At 72.9% G+C, this 15437-nt stretch carries 14 protein-coding genes; 11 read left to right on the top strand and 3 right to left on the bottom strand.

Annotated features, from left to right (window positions below; translation table 11 throughout):
* The first annotated feature begins 29 nt into the window (after positions 1-29).
* From dxr to ACWD3O_RS06840, 6 genes are all read left to right on the top strand, one after another.
* The gene (dxr, locus tag ACWD3O_RS06865) at positions 30-1271 is read left to right on the top strand and encodes a 1-deoxy-D-xylulose-5-phosphate reductoisomerase (RefSeq protein WP_451415072.1); all 1242 of its coding nucleotides are present in this window, start codon (positions 30-32) and stop codon (positions 1269-1271) included.
* An 11-nt stretch (positions 1272-1282) separates the two neighbouring features.
* The gene (locus tag ACWD3O_RS06860) at positions 1283-2578 is read left to right on the top strand and encodes a M50 family metallopeptidase (protein ID WP_451415217.1); all 1296 of its coding nucleotides are present in this window, start codon (positions 1283-1285) and stop codon (positions 2576-2578) included.
* A 175-nt stretch (positions 2579-2753) separates the two neighbouring features.
* On the top strand, positions 2754-3911 hold the full coding sequence (gene ispG / locus ACWD3O_RS06855; RefSeq protein ID WP_451412031.1) for a flavodoxin-dependent (E)-4-hydroxy-3-methylbut-2-enyl-diphosphate synthase: 1158 nt from the start codon (positions 2754-2756) through the stop codon (positions 3909-3911).
* A 127-nt stretch (positions 3912-4038) separates the two neighbouring features.
* A complete protein-coding gene (locus tag ACWD3O_RS06850; RefSeq protein WP_451412030.1) occupies positions 4039-4887 on the top strand; it encodes a GNAT family N-acetyltransferase in 849 nt (282 codons plus the stop codon).
* 119 nt (positions 4888-5006) lie between these two features.
* Positions 5007-5555, top strand: a complete 549-nt coding sequence (locus tag ACWD3O_RS06845; protein ID WP_451412029.1) for a GNAT family N-acetyltransferase — start codon at positions 5007-5009, stop codon at positions 5553-5555.
* Positions 5556-5651: 96 nt separating this feature from the next.
* Positions 5652-7352, top strand: coding sequence for a proline--tRNA ligase (locus ACWD3O_RS06840; protein WP_451412098.1), 1701 nt, complete (start codon positions 5652-5654; stop codon positions 7350-7352).
* Positions 7353-7495: 143 nt separating this feature from the next.
* Here ACWD3O_RS06840 and ACWD3O_RS06835 read toward each other — a convergent pair whose 3' ends face one another.
* Genes ACWD3O_RS06835 through ACWD3O_RS06825 form a run of 3 tightly spaced genes read right to left on the bottom strand, consistent with a single transcriptional unit; the run spans position 7496 to position 9463 of the window.
* Complete coding sequence (locus ACWD3O_RS06835; RefSeq protein WP_451415071.1) at positions 7496-8401, bottom strand: aminoglycoside phosphotransferase family protein; 906 nt, start codon at positions 8399-8401, stop codon at positions 7496-7498.
* Between the two features lie 33 nt (positions 8402-8434).
* On the bottom strand, positions 8435-8848 hold the full coding sequence (locus ACWD3O_RS06830) for a DUF4439 domain-containing protein (RefSeq protein ID WP_451415070.1): 414 nt from the start codon (positions 8846-8848) through the stop codon (positions 8435-8437).
* 18 nt (positions 8849-8866) lie between these two features.
* Entirely contained in the window at positions 8867-9463 is a 597-nt protein-coding gene (locus tag ACWD3O_RS06825) for a hypothetical protein (RefSeq protein ID WP_451415069.1), read from the bottom strand.
* Between the two features lie 298 nt (positions 9464-9761).
* Between ACWD3O_RS06825 and rimP the strand changes: the two genes are divergently transcribed.
* The 5 genes from rimP to ACWD3O_RS06800 all read left to right on the top strand — a co-directional run bounded on the left by rimP (position 9762) and on the right by ACWD3O_RS06800 (position 15425).
* Positions 9762-10259, top strand: a complete 498-nt coding sequence (rimP, locus tag ACWD3O_RS06820) for a ribosome maturation factor RimP (protein WP_451412025.1) — start codon at positions 9762-9764, stop codon at positions 10257-10259.
* A 2-nt stretch (positions 10260-10261) separates the two neighbouring features.
* Entirely contained in the window at positions 10262-11254 is a 993-nt protein-coding gene (nusA, locus tag ACWD3O_RS06815) for a transcription termination factor NusA (RefSeq protein ID WP_451412024.1), read from the top strand.
* 146 nt (positions 11255-11400) lie between these two features.
* On the top strand, positions 11401-11709 hold the full coding sequence (locus ACWD3O_RS06810) for a YlxR family protein (protein WP_451412023.1): 309 nt from the start codon (positions 11401-11403) through the stop codon (positions 11707-11709).
* Positions 11710-11858: 149 nt separating this feature from the next.
* Positions 11859-14909 carry a translation initiation factor IF-2 gene (gene infB, locus ACWD3O_RS06805; RefSeq protein ID WP_451415068.1) on the top strand — a complete coding sequence of 1017 codons (3051 nt, stop codon included), beginning with the start codon at positions 11859-11861 and terminating at the stop codon, positions 14907-14909.
* Positions 14910-15131: 222 nt separating this feature from the next.
* The gene (locus ACWD3O_RS06800; RefSeq protein WP_451412021.1) at positions 15132-15425 is read left to right on the top strand and encodes a DUF503 domain-containing protein; all 294 of its coding nucleotides are present in this window, start codon (positions 15132-15134) and stop codon (positions 15423-15425) included.
* Positions 15426-15437: the final 12 nt, after the last annotated feature.

Below are 15437 nucleotides of genomic sequence, written 5' to 3'. Positions count from 1 at the left end.
GCGGGGTGGCCGGGGGCCACAATGGGGGGATGACTGACAGTCCTGCCCCGCTCGCCGACCCCCATCTCGTCTTCGATCCGTCCGACGGGCCGAGGGACGTGGTGATCCTCGGCTCCACCGGGTCGATCGGCACCCAGGCCATCGACCTCGTGCTCCGCAACCCGGACCGGTTCCGGGTGACCGCGCTGTCCGCCGCCGGCGGGCGGGTCGACCTGCTCGCCGAGCAGGCCCACCGGCTGCGGGTGCGGACGGTGGCGGTGGCCAGGGCGGACAAGGCCGCCGAGCTGCGCGAGGCGCTCGCCGCGCGGTACGGGTCCGAGCCGCTGCCGGAGGTGCTCGCGGGCCCCGACGCCGCCGCGGAGCTCGCCGCCTCGCCGTGCCACACCGTGCTGAACGGCATCACCGGCTCCATCGGCCTGGCCCCCACCCTGGCCGCCCTCGAGGCGGGGCGGACGCTGGCGCTGGCCAACAAGGAGTCGCTGATCGTGGGCGGCCCGCTGGTGAAGGCGGTCGCCAAGCCGGGGCAGATCATCCCGGTCGACTCCGAGCACGCGGCGCTCTTCCAGGCGCTCGCCGCCGGCACCCGCGCCGACGTCCGCAAGCTGGTGGTGACCGCCTCCGGCGGTCCGTTCCGCGGCCGCAGCAAGGCCGAGCTCGCGGCCGTCACCGTCGAGGACGCGCTGGCACACCCCACCTGGGCGATGGGCCCGGTGATCACCGTGAACTCGGCGACCCTGGTCAACAAGGGCCTGGAGGTCATCGAGGCGCACCTCCTCTACGACATCCCATTCGACCGCATCGAGGTCGTGGTCCACCCCCAGTCGTACGTGCACTCCATGGTCGAGTTCACCGACGGCTCCACGCTGGCCCAGGCGACCCCGCCGGACATGCGGGGGCCGATCGCCGTCGGCCTCGCCTGGCCGGAGCGCGTCCCGGACGCCGCCCCCGCCTTCGACTGGTCCCGGGCCTCCACCTGGGAGTTCTTCCCCCTCGACAACGAGGCCTTCCCGGCCGTGGACCTCGCCCGGCACGTCGGCGAGCTCGCGGGAACGGCCCCGGCCGTGTTCAATGCCGCCAACGAGGAGTGCGTGGAGGCGTTCCTGGCCGGCCGGCTGCCGTTCACCGCCATCATGGAGACGGTCGTCCGGGTGGTCGAGGAGCACGGCACGCCGGCCGCGGGAACTTCCCTGACCCTGCCCGACGTCCTCGAGGCGGAGACCTGGGCACGGGCCCGGGCCCGGGAACTGACGAGCGCGGAGGCGCGTGGATGACCACCACCCTGATGTTCGTGCTCGGCATGGTCGTCTTCTTCGTCGGCCTGCTGATCTCGATCGCCTGGCACGAGCTGGGACACCTGTCGACGGCCAAGCTGTTCGGCGTCCGCGTGCCGCAGTACATGGTCGGCTTCGGCCCCACCATCTGGTCGCGGAAGAAGGGCGAGACCGAGTACGGGATCAAGGCGATCCCGCTCGGCGGCTACATCCGGATGATCGGCATGTTCCCGCCCGGCAAGGACGGCCGGGTCGAGGCCCGGTCCACCTCGCCCTGGCGGGTCATGATCGAGGACGCCCGCTCGGCGGCCTACGAGGAGATCAGGCCCGGCGACGAGAACCGCATGTTCTACACGCGCAAGCCGTGGAAGCGCGTGATCGTGATGTTCGCCGGACCCTTCATGAACCTGGTCCTGGCCGTCGCGCTGTTCTTCGTCTACCTCATGGGCTTCGGCATCCGCGAGGAGACCAACGTCGTCAGCTCGGTGCAGAAGTGCGTGATCGCGGCCAGCGAGAACCGCGACGAGTGCCGGGACGGCGACCCGGCGGCCCCCGCGGCCGCCGCGGGCCTGCGGGCGGGCGACAAGATCCTCTCGGTCGGCGGCGTGGCCACCGGCGAGTGGAACGCGCTCTCCGATGCCATCCGCACCCGAGCCGGGGAGCAGGACGTCCCGGTCGTGGTCGAGCGCAAGGGCGAGCGGCTCACCCTGCGCGCCGACATCACCACCAACAAGGTCGCCAAGAAGGACGACCGGGGCATGCCGGTCCGCGGCGAGTACGTGAACGCCGGCTTCCTCGGCTTCGCCCCGGCCAGCGGCATCTTCCGCCAGGACTTCGGCGACTCCGTCGTCTGGATGGGCGACCGGGTCGAGGACGGCGTCAACGGGCTGATCGCCCTGCCCTCCAAGGTCCCCGCCCTGTGGGACGCGGCCTTCGGTGACGGACCCCGCGAGGACGACTCCCCGATGGGCGTGATCGGCGCCGCCCGGGTGGGTGGCGAGGTCTTCACCCTGGACATCCCCGCCAGCCAGCAGGTCGGCTTCTTCGTCTCCCTGGTCGCCGGCTTCAATCTCTCGCTGTTCCTGTTCAACATGCTGCCGCTGCTCCCGCTCGACGGCGGGCACATCGCCGGAGCCCTGTGGGAATCCGTCCGGCGTAACGTCGCCCGGGTCCTGCGGCGGCCCGATCCCGGCCCGTTCGACGTGGCCAAACTGATGCCGGTCGCGTACGTCGTGGCCGCCGTGTTCGTCTGCTTCACGCTGCTGGTGGGCGTGGCGGACGTGGTCAACCCGGTCCGCATCTCCTGACCGCCGGAGCCCGGCCGTCCGTTTCCTCCGTCAGGTCCCTTCTTGGGGGTATTTGCTCGGAGCGGGCGTGCCGGGCCCTCGCGCGGTGCCGTAATCTCGGATCCCGGAGCCCAACCGGGGCCTCGAGCGTGTCGACACACCTCGAGCTTGATCACACCATGGGGTTGCACAGCAGATGACTGCGATTTCACTCGGCATGCCGTCCGTTCCGACCAAGGTCGCCGAGCGCCGGAAGAGCCGTCAGATCCAGGTCGGAACGGTGGCCGTGGGCGGTGACGCCCCCGTCTCGGTGCAGTCCATGACGACGACCCGGACCTCCGACATCGGTGCCACGCTCCAGCAGATCGCCGAGCTCACCGCCTCCGGCTGCCAGATCGTGCGCGTGGCCTGCCCGACGCAGGACGACGCCGAGGCCCTGCCGGTGATCGCGAGGAAGTCGCAGATCCCGGTCATCGCCGACATCCACTTCCAGCCGAAGTACGTCTTCGCCGCCATCGAGGCGGGCTGCGCGGCCGTCCGGGTCAACCCCGGCAACATCAAGCAGTTCGACGACAAGGTCAAGGAGATCGCGCAGGCCGCCAGGGACCACGGCACGCCGATTCGCATCGGCGTCAACGCCGGTTCCCTCGACCAGCGCCTGCTGAAGAAGTACGGCAAGGCGACGCCGGAGGCCCTGGTCGAGTCCGCGCTGTGGGAGGCGTCCCTCTTCGAGGAGCACGACTTCCGCGACATCAAGATCTCGGTCAAGCACAACGACCCGGTCGTGATGATCGAGGCCTACCGCCAGCTGGCCGAGCAGTGCGACTACCCCCTGCACCTCGGCGTCACCGAGGCCGGTCCGGCCTTCCAGGGCACCATCAAGTCCGCCGTGGCCTTCGGCGCCCTGCTCTCCCAGGGCATCGGCGACACCATCCGCGTCTCGCTGTCCGCTCCTCCGGTCGAGGAGGTCAAGGTCGGCATCAAGATCCTCGAGTCGCTCAACCTGCGCCAGCGGACCCTGGAGATCGTCTCCTGCCCCTCCTGCGGCCGCGCCCAGGTGGACGTCTACAAGCTGGCCGAGGAGGTCACCGCCGGCCTCACCGGCATGGAGGTCCCGCTCCGCGTCGCCGTCATGGGCTGCGTGGTGAACGGTCCGGGCGAGGCCCGCGAGGCAGACCTCGGCGTCGCCTCCGGCAACGGCAAGGGCCAGATCTTCGTCAAGGGCGAGGTCATCAAGACCGTGCCCGAGTCCAAGATCGTGGAGACCCTGATCGAGGAGGCCATGAAGCTGGCCGAGCAGATGGAGGCCGACGGCGCCGCCTCCGGCGAGCCCACCGTCTCCGTCGCCGGCTGACCGGGATATCCCGCCCCGCCACGGGGCACCAGGGAGGGATCCGCAGCCCCGCACGACCCGGCGGCGCGTCCGCCGGGCGGCAAGTACAGTGGCGGAAACCGGCAGATCGTATGGCGAGGCCCTCCCCGTGTTGACGCAGACGACCACCAGGGTCCTGGAACCCGACGACCTGGACGCGGCGCTCGCGGTCCTCGACCGCGAGCCGGTCACGAACGCCTTCGTGGCCGCGCGCGTCCGGGTCGCCGGGCTGGACCCGTGGCGCCTCGGCGGCGAGATGTGGGGCTGGTACGAGGACGGCGTCCTCACCTCCCTCTGCTACGCCGGCGCCAACCTGGTCCCCATCTGCGCCACGCCCCGCGCCGTACGCGCCTTCGCCGACCGGGCCCGCCGGGCCGGGCGGCGCTGCTCCTCCATCGTGGGCCCCGCCGGACCGACGTCCGAGCTCTGGCGGCTGCTCGAGCCCCACTGGGGCCCGGCCCGCGACGTCCGCGCCCGGCAGCCGCTGATGGTCACCGACCGGGTGCCCGAGGACCCGGCCCCCGACCCGCGGGTGCGGCGGATCCGCAAGGACGAGATGGAGACCATCCTCCCGGCCTGCGTCGCCATGTTCACCGAGGAGGTCGGCGTCTCCCCGCTGGCCGGCGACGGCGGACTCCTCTACCAGGCGCGGGTGGCCGAACTCGTCTCCACCGGGCGCTCCTTCGCCCGCCTCGACGACGAGGGCAAGGTCGTCTTCAAGGCCGAGATCGGCGCCGCCACCCCCCAGGCCTGCCAGATCCAGGGCGTCTGGGTCGCCCCCGAGTACCGCGGCCAGGGCCACGCGGCGCCCGGGATGGCCGCCGTCCTGCGATACGCCCTGCGCGACGTGGCTCCGGTGGCCAGCCTCTACGTCAACGACTTCAACACCGCGGCCCGGGCCACCTACCGGCGCGTCGGCTTCCAGGAGGCCGGCACCTTCATGAGCGTCCTGTTCTGACCCGGAGGTCCGGCTCCCGCTGCTCCGGCCCCGGGCACGTGACCGGAGCCGGCTCCGGTTCCGGCTCCGCGGATGGTTTCGGGGGATGTCATCCGGCGGTCAGCGGGTAGTCTCCCGACATGCCGAACACCCCCTCCGGCCCCGTGGTCATCGCCCCCCTCGACCTGTCGTCGCGGGTCGACGAGGCGCTCGCCGTGCAGGCCGAGGCGTTCGGGCTGGGCGAGGACGAGATCGCGGTGCGCCGGCAGATCGTGCAGCGCCACATGACCCTCCGCGGTGCCCGGGCGCTCGGCGCCACCACTCCCGACGGACGGCTCGCCGGGTTCGTCTACGGCATGCCCAACGACCGCTCCCACTGGTGGTCCACCGTCGTCGAGCCCTACCTGCGGGCCCTGGGCAACGACCGGTGGCTGGACGACTCCTTCGTCATCACCGAGCTGCACGTCCACCCCGGCCACCAGAAGCAGGGCATCGGCCGGGCCCTGATCACCGCGATCACCGACACCGCGGACGAGCCCCGGTCGATCCTCTCCGCCATCGACCACGAGAGCCCCGCGCGGCGCCTCTACCGAGCCCTGGGCTACACCGACCTCGCCCGCCGCGTGCACTTCCCCAGCGCCACCGTCCCCTACGCGGTGATGGGCGCGCCGCTGCCGCTGCACCGCTGAGCAGGCCCCCGAACACCCGTCGGGGGGCAAACCGATTTCCGCCGCCGCCAGCCGCCCGGCTAACCTCGGGGCCATCACCCTTACGCAGCAGGAGTAATAAACATGGCCCAGGTCCAGCGCATGTCCCGGTTGATGGCGAAGACCCTGCGCGACGACCCGGCCGACGCCGAGGTCCTCAGCCACAAGCTGCTCGTCCGCGCCGGCTTCGTCCGCCGCACCGCCGCGGGCGTCTGGTCCTGGCTGCCGCTCGGCAAGAAGGTCCTCGCCAACGTCGAGCGGATCGTCCGCGAGGAGATGGACGCCATCGGCGCCCAGGAGGTGCTGCTCCCCGCCCTCCTGCCGCGGGAGCCCTACGACGCCACCGGCCGCTGGGACGAGTACGGCCAGGAGCTGTTCCGCCTCAAGGACCGCAAGGGTGCCGACTACCTCCTCGGCCCCACCCACGAGGAGATCTTCACCCTGCTGGTGAAGGACCAGGCGTCCTCCTACAAGGACCTGCCGGTCATCCTGTACCAGATCCAGAACAAGTTCCGCGACGAGGCCCGTCCCCGGGCCGGCGTGCTGCGCGGCCGCGAGTTCCTGATGAAGGACTCCTACTCCTTCGACACCGAGGACGAGGGCCTGGCTCGGTCGTACGCCCTGCACCGCGAGGCCTACCAGAAGGTCTTCGCGCGCCTCGGCCTCGACTACCGCATCTGCGCCGCCACCGCCGGCGCCATGGGCGGCTCCAAGTCCGAGGAGTTCCTGGCCCCCGCCGAGGCCGGCGAGGACACCTTCGCCGACTGCCCGAACTGCGAGTTCGCCGCCAACACCGAGGCCGTCTCCTTCGCGCTGCGCCCGGTGGACGCCGCCGGCCTGCCCGCCCTGGAGGAGATCCCCACCCCGGACACCCCGACCATCGAGACGCTGGCCGCCTCGCTGGGCGTGCCGGCCTCCGCCACCCTGAAGAACCTGCTGGTCAAGGTCGACGGCGAGATCGTCGCGGTGGGCGTGCCGGGCGACCGCGAGGTCGACCTGGGCAAGGTCGAGGCCCACTTCGCGCCGGCCGCGGTCGAGCTGGTCACCGCCGAGGACTTCACCGGCCGCGCGGACCTGGTCCGCGGCTACGTGGGCCCGCAGGGCCTGGAGAAGGTCACCTACATCGCCGACCCGCGGGTCGCGCCCGGCACCGCGTGGATCACCGGCGCCAACAAGGAGCACACCCACGCGAAGAACGTGGTCGCCGGCCGCGACTTCGAGGTCGACGCCTACGTGGACGTCGTGGTCGTCGAGGAGGGCGACCCCTGCCCCAACTGCGGCACCGGCCTGAAGCTGGACCGCGCCATCGAGATCGGCCACATCTTCCAGCTGGGCCGCAAGTACACCGACGCCATGAAGCTGGACGTGCTCGGCCAGAACGGCAAGCCGGTCCGGGTCACCATGGGCTCGTACGGCATCGGCGTCACCCGCGCCGTGGCCGCGCTGGCGGAGCAGACCGCCGACGACAAGGGCCTGTGCTGGCCGGCCGAGGTCGCTCCCGCCGACGTCCACGTGGTCGCCGCGGGCAAGGCCGCGCAGACGGAGCTGGCCCTGGAGGTCTCCGAGCAGCTGGCCGCCCGGGGCGTCAGGGTGCTGGTGGACGACCGCGCCGGGGTCTCGCCGGGCGTGAAGTTCACCGACGCCGAACTGATCGGTGTGCCGAAGATCCTGGTCGCGGGGCGCCGCACCGCCGAGGGCGTCGTCGAGCTGAAGGACCGCCGCACGGGCGAGCGCGAGGAGCTCCCCGTCGCCGAGGCCGTCGCCCGCCTCACGGCGTAGTCACCCCTCCACGGCCCCGGGCTCCCGCCGACCGACGACACCGCGCCGGTCACGGGGACCCGGGGCCGCCGTGACCGCGCCCTCGGCGGGCCGCCGAGGGCGCGGTCAGGGTCACAGAGGCACGACGGGACCCCCGTGGGGGCTCAGAGCCAGGTGGCGAAGTCGAGGAGCCAGTCGGCGTCGCGGAGGCGGCCGACGCGGCGGGCCCGGAGACCGGACTCGACGGCCCGGAAGACGGTCCACCCCCGCAGCCGCTCCCGGTCCACCTCCAGCGACTCCGCCAGCTTCTTCACCCGCCGCCGCGTCGTCGCCGCCCCCGACGGCATCGCGACCAGGTCCTCCACCCGGTCCCGCACCAGCCGCGCCAGGTCGAAGGCGCACTCACCGACCACCGGGTCCGGCCCCACCGCCAGCCACGGCATCCGCTCCCCGGACAGCACCTTGCTCTGCCGGAACGTGCCGTGCAGCAGCAGCCGCTCCGGCGGGTCGGCCAGCAGCTCATCCCGCAGCCCCAGCGCGGTGTCCAGCAGCCCCGCCGCCTCGTCGTCGGGACCCCGCACACCGGCCCGCATGGCCTCGGCCTGCCGCCCCGTGCGCTCCTCCACCGTCTCGAAGACATGGCCGGACGGGGGCTCGACCCACAGCCGCCGCAGCGTCGCCGCCCCCTCCAGCAGCGCCTTCGCCTCCGGCAGCGTCCGCACCGAGACGTCCGGGTTCAGCCGCTCCAGCAGCAGCGCGCCCTCGACCGGCCCGGCCCCCGCGTCCAGCAACTGCGCCGCGCCCAGCCCGTGCCAGTGCGCCAGCGCCGCCCGTTCACTCGCCGGCCGGGAGCGCGGCGGGATCAGCTTGAGCACGGCGGGGGAGCCGTCGTCGCGCCGCACCAGCACGACCAGCGAGCTCCGCCCGCCCGGCACCTGCACCCGCTCCACCGTCAGGCCGAGCGCGGCGACGGCCCTGTCCAGGGCCCCGGGCAGCCCGCGCAGCCATTCCTCGCCCCCGGTGGTCTCCGCCAGTGCCCTGACCAGGCGCGGCGGCGGTTCGAAAGCCATGCGCGAGTCGTTCCCCTTCTGCTGAGCCGGCGGTCACGCCCGTTCGGCGAGCCCAGGGAAGGCTACGCCGCCGCCCCGCCAGCGGGCCGCCCGGACCGCCGCGTCCCGCAGCGCGTCGGCCGCGGCCCGGCGCCGCTCGCCCCGCCCGGACCGCACCAGCTCGGCGTAGACCGCCGCCAGCCGGTCCTCCAGCTCGGCGGCCAGCCGCACCGCCGCCTCGCCGTCCGGCACCTCGAACGGCAGCGCGTACGCCGCCTCCGCGGCCGCCGGTTCACCGCCCAGGTCCCGCACCGCGCGGACCAGGTCGTCCCGGCGTGCCCGGTGGGCCTCGAACGCCTCACGGGCCTCCGACCGCCGCCCGTCGCCGACCCGGCCGCCGACCACCCCGTAGCCGTAGACCGCCGCGTGCTCCGCGCGCAGCGCCGCCTGAACCGCCTCCAGACTCATCCCGGACCCCTCCATCGGTCAGTCGTTCCTCAGCAGGTACACGTGGACCGCCCCGGCCGCGGCGACCGAGGCCAGCAGCCTGGCGGCGTCACCGCCCAGGCCGTCCAGCTCCTTGGTGCGGCGTGCCGACAGCTCCTGCTCGGCCCCCGCCAGCGAGCCCAGCGCCTCCTTCTCGTCCCCGGGCACCGCGGGCCCCGACGGGGAACCGGACGCCGAGCCCGACGCCGAGCCCGAGGCCGAGCCGGACGGGACGGGCGACTCGGCGGGCGACGCGGAGTGCGGGCCGCCGGACGGCGCCGGCGAGGCCTTCGGACCGGCCTGGCCCCGGCACGCCTCCGCGTGCCGCAGCACCGCGTCCCGCAGCGGCGTCAGCCGGGCGGCCAGCCCGGGATGGACGGCCAGCACCGCGTCGTACGAGGCCGCGAGTTCCGCGCTGTCCGCCGCGGCGGACAGCAGGGCCCGCTCGTCGGCCGTCGCGGTGCGCGCGGCGTCGGGACGGCCGGGGGCGGAGCCGGCGGAGCAGGCGGCGAGCAGCGCCGCCGCCGCTCCGGTCGCCGCGGCGAGCAGGGTTCTTCGGCGCGGCCCGGAGCGCGGGCGCGGGGGAGTCAACGACACGGCGGGCGTCCTCGGTCGAGTGGCGGGTGCCTGGTGCTGTCGGCGTGGACCTGCTCCCGCCGGGTTCGCCGGGACCTCCACGGCTTCGCCCGGCCGGAGTGACGTTCCGTCACCCCGTCAACTCCCGCCGACAGATGTGTGATCACCGTACCCGCGTCCGACTCCCGCGCCGACGACCGGTGCTGCGCCACGGCGGGCGGGACACCCGGTGGACGGCAACACCCCCCGCGACCGGATACCCTTTGACCTGACACGCGACCTATCCCACAACAGCACACGCGGCCGAGGAGTCACCCGGATGAGCACCACCCAGAGCGAGAGGCTGCGAGAGCTGCTGGAGCCGCTCGTCACCTCGCAGGGGCTCGACCTCGAGGAGATCGAGGTGGAGACCGTCGGCCGCAAGCGGGTGCTGCGCGTGACCGTGGACTCCGACACCGGGGCCGACCTGGACCAGATCGCCGATGTGAGCCGCGCGCTCTCGGCCGAGCTGGACACCACGAACGTGATGGGCGAGGCGGAGTACACCCTCGAGGTCGGCACCCCCGGCGCGGAGCGGGCCCTCACCGAGCACCGGCACTACGTGCGCGCCACCAACCGGCTGGTCAGGTTCCAGCTCGCCGAGGGCGGCGAACTGGTCGCCCGGATCCTCGGCGTCGACGACGAGGGCCTCGACCTGGAGGTCCCCGGTGTCAAGGGCCGCAAGGCCACCACACGCAGGCTCGCCTTCCCGGACGTCGCGAAGGCGCGGGTCCAGGTCGAGTTCGGCCGCAAGAACACGAATGACGAGGAGGCGTAGCCGTGGACATCGACATGAGCGCCCTGCGGGGCCTGGTACGGGAGAAGGAGATCTCCTTCGACCTGCTGGTCGAGGCGATCGAGTCGGCGCTCCTCATCGCCTACCACCGGACCGAGGGAAGCCGCCGCCGCGCGCGCGTCGTGCTCGACCGGGAGACCGGTCACGTGACCGTGTGGGCGAAGGAGGACCCGGACGAGCTCGAGGAGGGGCAGGAGCCCCGCGAGTTCGACCACACCCCGTCCGACTTCGGCCGGATCGCCGCGACCACCGCCAAGCAGGTCATCCTGCAGCGGCTGCGCGACGCCGAGGACGACGCGACGCTCGGCGAGTACGCCGGCCGTGAGGGCGACATCGTGACCGGTGTCGTCCAGCAGGGCCGCGACCCCAAGAACGTGCTCGTGGACATCGGCAAGCTGGAGGCCATCCTGCCGGTGCAGGAGCAGGTCCCCGGCGAGGACTACAAGCACGGCACGCGACTGCGGTCGTACGTCGTCCGGGTGGCCCGCGGTGTCCGCGGTCCCTCGGTGACGCTGTCGCGCACCCACCCGAACCTGGTGAAGAAGCTCTTCGCCCTGGAGGTCCCGGAGATCGCCGACGGCAGCGTCGAGATCTCCGCGATCGCCCGCGAGGCCGGCCACCGCACCAAGATCGCCGTGCGGTCCACGCGCAGCGGCCTCAACGCCAAGGGCGCCTGCATCGGCCCCATGGGCGCCCGGGTCCGCAACGTGATGAACGAGCTCAACGGCGAGAAGATCGACATCGTCGACTGGGCGGACGACCCGGCCGAGATGGTGGCCAACGCGCTGTCCCCCGCCCGGGTGAACAAGGTGGAGGTCGTGGATCTCGCCGCCCGGTCCGCCCGGGTGACGGTCCCGGACTACCAGCTCTCGCTGGCGATCGGCAAGGAGGGCCAGAACGCCCGCCTCGCCGCCCGTCTCACCGGCTGGCGGATCGACATCCGTCCGGACACCGAGCAGGACGGCCAGGAGGCCTGAACCGGGGCCCCGCCCGACCGAGGAATCAGGGTGTGACCTGCGGCACGGAATGTTTGAGCCGTGTCAACGGTTGACATCAGGACAGAGACGACCGTGCGACGCCTGCCCGCTCGGGCCGGTGTCGGTACGGGGAGGTAGACTGAGCTGTGTCTGGCCGGACGCTTACCCAGGCGCGCCCTGAGCACGGCCCTGAACGCACGTGCGTGGGGTGCAGGGAGCGGGCGGCCAAGGACGAGCTGCTGCGGATCGTGGCGGTCGAGGGCGAGTGCGTCCCCGATCATCGCGGTACGCTGCCGGGCCGGGGTGCGTATCTGCACCTCGCCGTGGTCTGTCTCGACCAGGCGGTCCGCCGCAAGGCGTTCCCCCGGGCGTTCCGCGTCCAGGGAGTGCTCGACACGGCGGCACTGCGCCGGCACGTCGAGCGGACGACCGTCGCCGATACGGCGGCAACGTAAGAAGCGTCGCGCGGAGGAGCCGCGCGGCCCAGGTACCTCGCGAGTCTGAAAGCAGGTCGAGATTGCGATGAGCACTCGATGAGTACGCGATGAGTACGCCCATGAAGTAGCGACGGTCCGGCTTCCAACCCGGACCTCAAAGGAGCGAAGTGGCTAAGGTCCGGGTATACGAACTCGCTAAGGAGTTCGGAGTTGAGAGCAAGGTCGTCGTGGCCAAGCTCCAGGAACTCGGTGAATTCGTCCGATCGGCGTCCTCGACGATCGAGGCGCCCGTTGTACGCAAACTGACTGACGCCTTCCAGCAGGGTGGCGGTGGCGGCAAGGCCGCCCCGAAGCCCGGCGCGAAGAAGGCCGCCCCCAAGCCCGCCCCCGCGCCGTCCCCGGCGCAGGCGGCGCGTCCGGCTGCCCCGAAGCCGCCGGCCGCCCCCAAGCCCGCGGCGGAGACGCCCGCGGGCGGTGCGCCGACCCCCGGTCCGCGCCCCACCCCGGGCCCCAGGCCCGGTCCGAAGCCGCCGGCCGCGCCGGCTGCTCCGGCTGCTCCGGCCCAGCCGGAGTTCACCGCTCCGCCCGCCCCCGCCGCCCCGTCGCCGCGCCCCGCCGCGCGTCCGGGCCAGGGTGCCCCGAAGCCCGGCGGCCGTCCGGCCGGTCAGGGCCAGGGTCAGGGTCAGGGTGGCGGCCGTCCCGGCCAGGCACCCCGTCCGGGTCAGGCTCCGCGTCCGGGCGCCCGTCCGGCCGGTCCCCGTCCGGGCAACAACCCCTTCACCTCCGGCGGCAACGCCGGCATGGCGCGTCCGCAGGCTCCCCGCCCGCAGGGTGGCGCCCGTCCCGGTCCCGGCGGCGCCCCCGGCGCCGGTCCGCGCCCGCAGGCCCCCGGCCAGGGCGGCGGTCCCCGTCCCCAGGCTCCGGGCGGCGCGCGTCCGACCCCGGGCGGCATGCCCCGTCCGCAGGGCGGTCCCCGTCCTGGCGGCGGCCCCGGCGGCCCGCGTCCGAACCCCGGCATGATGCCGCAGCGCCCCGCTGCCGGCAGCCCGCGTCCCGGCGGCGGCCCCGGCGGCCGCGGTCCGGCCGGTGCCGGTCGTCCCGGCGGCGGCGGTCGTCCGGGCGGCGGCGGCTTCGCCGGCCGTCCGGCCGGTCCCGGCGGCGGCGGTCGTCCCGGTGGCGGCGGCGGCTTCGCCGGTCGTCCCGGTGGCGGCGGTCCCGGCGGCGGTGGCGGCGGCTTCGGCGGTCGTCCCGGCTTCGGTGGTCGTCCCGGCGGCCCCGGTGGCCGTGGTGGCACGCAGGGTGCGTTCGGCCGTCCCGGCGGTCCGGCGCGTCGTGGCCGCAAGTCGAAGCGGCAGCGCCGTCAGGAGTACGAGGCCATGCAGGCCCCGTCGGTCGGCGGCGTGATGCTGCCTCGCGGCAAGGGCGAGACCGTTCGCCTGTCGCGTGGTGCCTCGCTCACCGACTTCGCGGAGAAGATCAACGCCAACCCGGCGTCGCTCGTCGCGGTCATGCTGAACCTCGGCGAGATGGTCACCGCGACGCAGTCCGTCTCCGACGAGACGCTGCAGCTCCTGGCCGACGAGATGAACTACACCCTCCAGGTGGTCAGCCCGGAGGAGGAGGACCGCGAGCTGCTCGAGTCCTTCGACCTCGAATGGGGCGAGGACGAGGGCGACGAGGAGGACCTGGTCGTCCGTCCTCCGGTGGTCACCGTCATGGGTCACGTCGACCACGGAAAGACCCGACTGCTCGACGCGATCCGCAAGACCAACGTCATCGCGGGCGAGGCCGGCGGCATCACCCAGCACATCGGTGCCTACCAGGTCGCGACCGAGGTCAACGAGGAAGAGCGTCGGATCACCTTCATCGACACCCCGGGTCACGAGGCGTTCACCGCCATGCGTGCCCGTGGTGCCCGGTCGACCGACATCGCGATCCTGGTCGTCGCGGCCAACGACGGCGTCATGCCGCAGACGGTCGAGGCGCTGAACCACGCCAAGGCGGCCGACGTGCCGATCGTGGTCGCGGTCAACAAGATCGACGTCGAGGGCGCGGACCCGACCAAGGTGCGCGGTCAGCTGACCGAGTACGGCCTGGTGGCCGAGGAGTACGGCGGCGACACCATGTTCGTCGACATCTCCGCCAAGCAGGGTCTGAACATCGACAGCCTGCTCGAGGCGGTCGTCCTGACCGCCGACGCCTCGCTCGACCTGCGTGCCAACCCGCACCAGGACGCGCAGGGCATCGCGATCGAGTCCCGTCTGGACCGCGGCCGCGGTGCCGTGGCCACCGTCCTCGTCCAGCGCGGTACCCTCCGCGTCGGCGACACGATGGTCGTGGGCGACGCCTACGGCCGCGTGCGGGCGATGCTCGACGACAGCGGCGCCAACGTCGCCGAGGCGGGTCCGTCCACCCCGGTGCAGGTGCTGGGTCTGACCAACGTCCCGGGCGCCGGCGACAACTTCATCGTGGTGGACGAGGACCGTACGGCCCGTCAGATCGCGGAGAAGCGCGCCGCCCGCGAGCGGAACGCCGCGTTCGCCAAGCGCACGCGCCGCGTCTCCCTCGAGGACCTGGACAAGGTGCTCAAGGCCGGCGAGGTCCAGCAGCTCAACCTCATCATCAAGGGTGACGCCTCCGGTTCGGTCGAGGCCCTCGAGTCCTCGCTGCTCCAGCTGGACGTCGGCGAAGAGGTCGACATCCGCGTCCTGCACCGCGGCGTCGGTGCGGTCACGGAGTCCGACATCGACCTGGCGATGGGCTCCGACGCCATCGTGATCGGCTTCAACGTGCGCGCCGCCGGGCGTGCCGCGCAGATGGCCGAGCGCGAGGGTGTGGACGTCCGGTACTACTCGGTCATCTACCAGGCGATCGAGGAGATCGAGGCGGCCCTCAAGGGCATGCTCAAGCCGGAGTACGAGGAGGTCGAGCTCGGCACCGCGGAGATCCGCGAGGTCTTCCGCTCGTCCAAGCTCGGCAACATCGCCGGTGTGCTCATCCGCTCCGGCGAGGTCAAGCGGAACACCAAGGCCCGCCTCATCCGCGACGGCAAGGTCATCGCGGAGAACCTCAACATCGAGGGCCTGCGTCGCTTCAAGGACGACGTCACCGAGATCCGCGAAGGCTACGAGGGTGGTATCAACCTCGGAAACTTCAACGACATCAAGGTCGACGACGTCATCGCGACGTACGAGATGCGCGAGAAGCCGCGCGCGTAAGCACGTGGCTCACGGTGGCCGGCGGTACCTCGGTACCGCCGGCCACCGGCGTGTGGACGGCCTGCGGGCAGTCTCCGGGCAGTCCCCGGGCGCCTCCGGGCACCGACACGGGGCTGCCCGGCGGCCGCCCGGGGCGCCGTAATTAATCGTCGGTGGAGCCGCGATGCGGGGTACGGTTCAAGGAGCCACCGATCCCGGACCGGCGGGTCATCCGGATACACCATGTACGTGGGGACTCTGTCCTTCGACATCCTCCTCGGCGACATACGCTCGCTGAAGGAGAAGCGCTCCATCGTCCGCCCCATCGTCGCCGACCTGCAACGCAAGTTCGCGGTCAGCGCCGCCGAGGTGGACCACCTGGATCTCCTCCGCAGGGCCGGCATCGGCCTGGCGGTGGTCTCCGGGGACGCGTCGCACGTGACCGACATACTGGACCGCTGCGAGCGGATGGTCGCCGGCCGCCCGGAGGTGGAGCTGCTGTCCGCGAGACGGCGGTTCCACGGCGACGACGACTGACACACGGAATAC

The organism is Streptomyces sp. NPDC002640 (assembly GCF_053592575.1).
Note: the sequence above shows the minus strand (reverse complement) of the source record. Positions and strands in the feature narration are given on the sequence as shown.

Excerpts from the sequence above, each read along its gene's own strand:
- dxr (WP_451415072.1), top strand. The coding sequence starts at position 30 with ATGACTGACAGTCCTGCCCCGCTCGCCGACCCCCATCTCGTCTTCGAT.
- ACWD3O_RS06860 (WP_451415217.1), top strand. The coding sequence starts at position 1,283 with ATGTTCGTGCTCGGCATGGTCGTCTTCTTCGTCGGCCTGCTGATCTCG.
- ispG (WP_451412031.1), top strand. The coding sequence starts at position 2,754 with ATGACTGCGATTTCACTCGGCATGCCGTCCGTTCCGACCAAGGTCGCC.
- ACWD3O_RS06845 (WP_451412029.1), top strand. The coding sequence starts at position 5,007 with ATGCCGAACACCCCCTCCGGCCCCGTGGTCATCGCCCCCCTCGACCTG.
- ACWD3O_RS06835 (WP_451415071.1), bottom strand. The coding sequence starts at position 8,401 with ATGGCTTTCGAACCGCCGCCGCGCCTGGTCAGGGCACTGGCGGAGACC.
- ACWD3O_RS06830 (WP_451415070.1), bottom strand. The coding sequence starts at position 8,848 with ATGAGTCTGGAGGCGGTTCAGGCGGCGCTGCGCGCGGAGCACGCGGCG.
- rimP (WP_451412025.1), top strand. The coding sequence starts at position 9,762 with ATGAGCACCACCCAGAGCGAGAGGCTGCGAGAGCTGCTGGAGCCGCTC.
- ACWD3O_RS06800 (WP_451412021.1), top strand. The coding sequence starts at position 15,132 with ATGTACGTGGGGACTCTGTCCTTCGACATCCTCCTCGGCGACATACGC.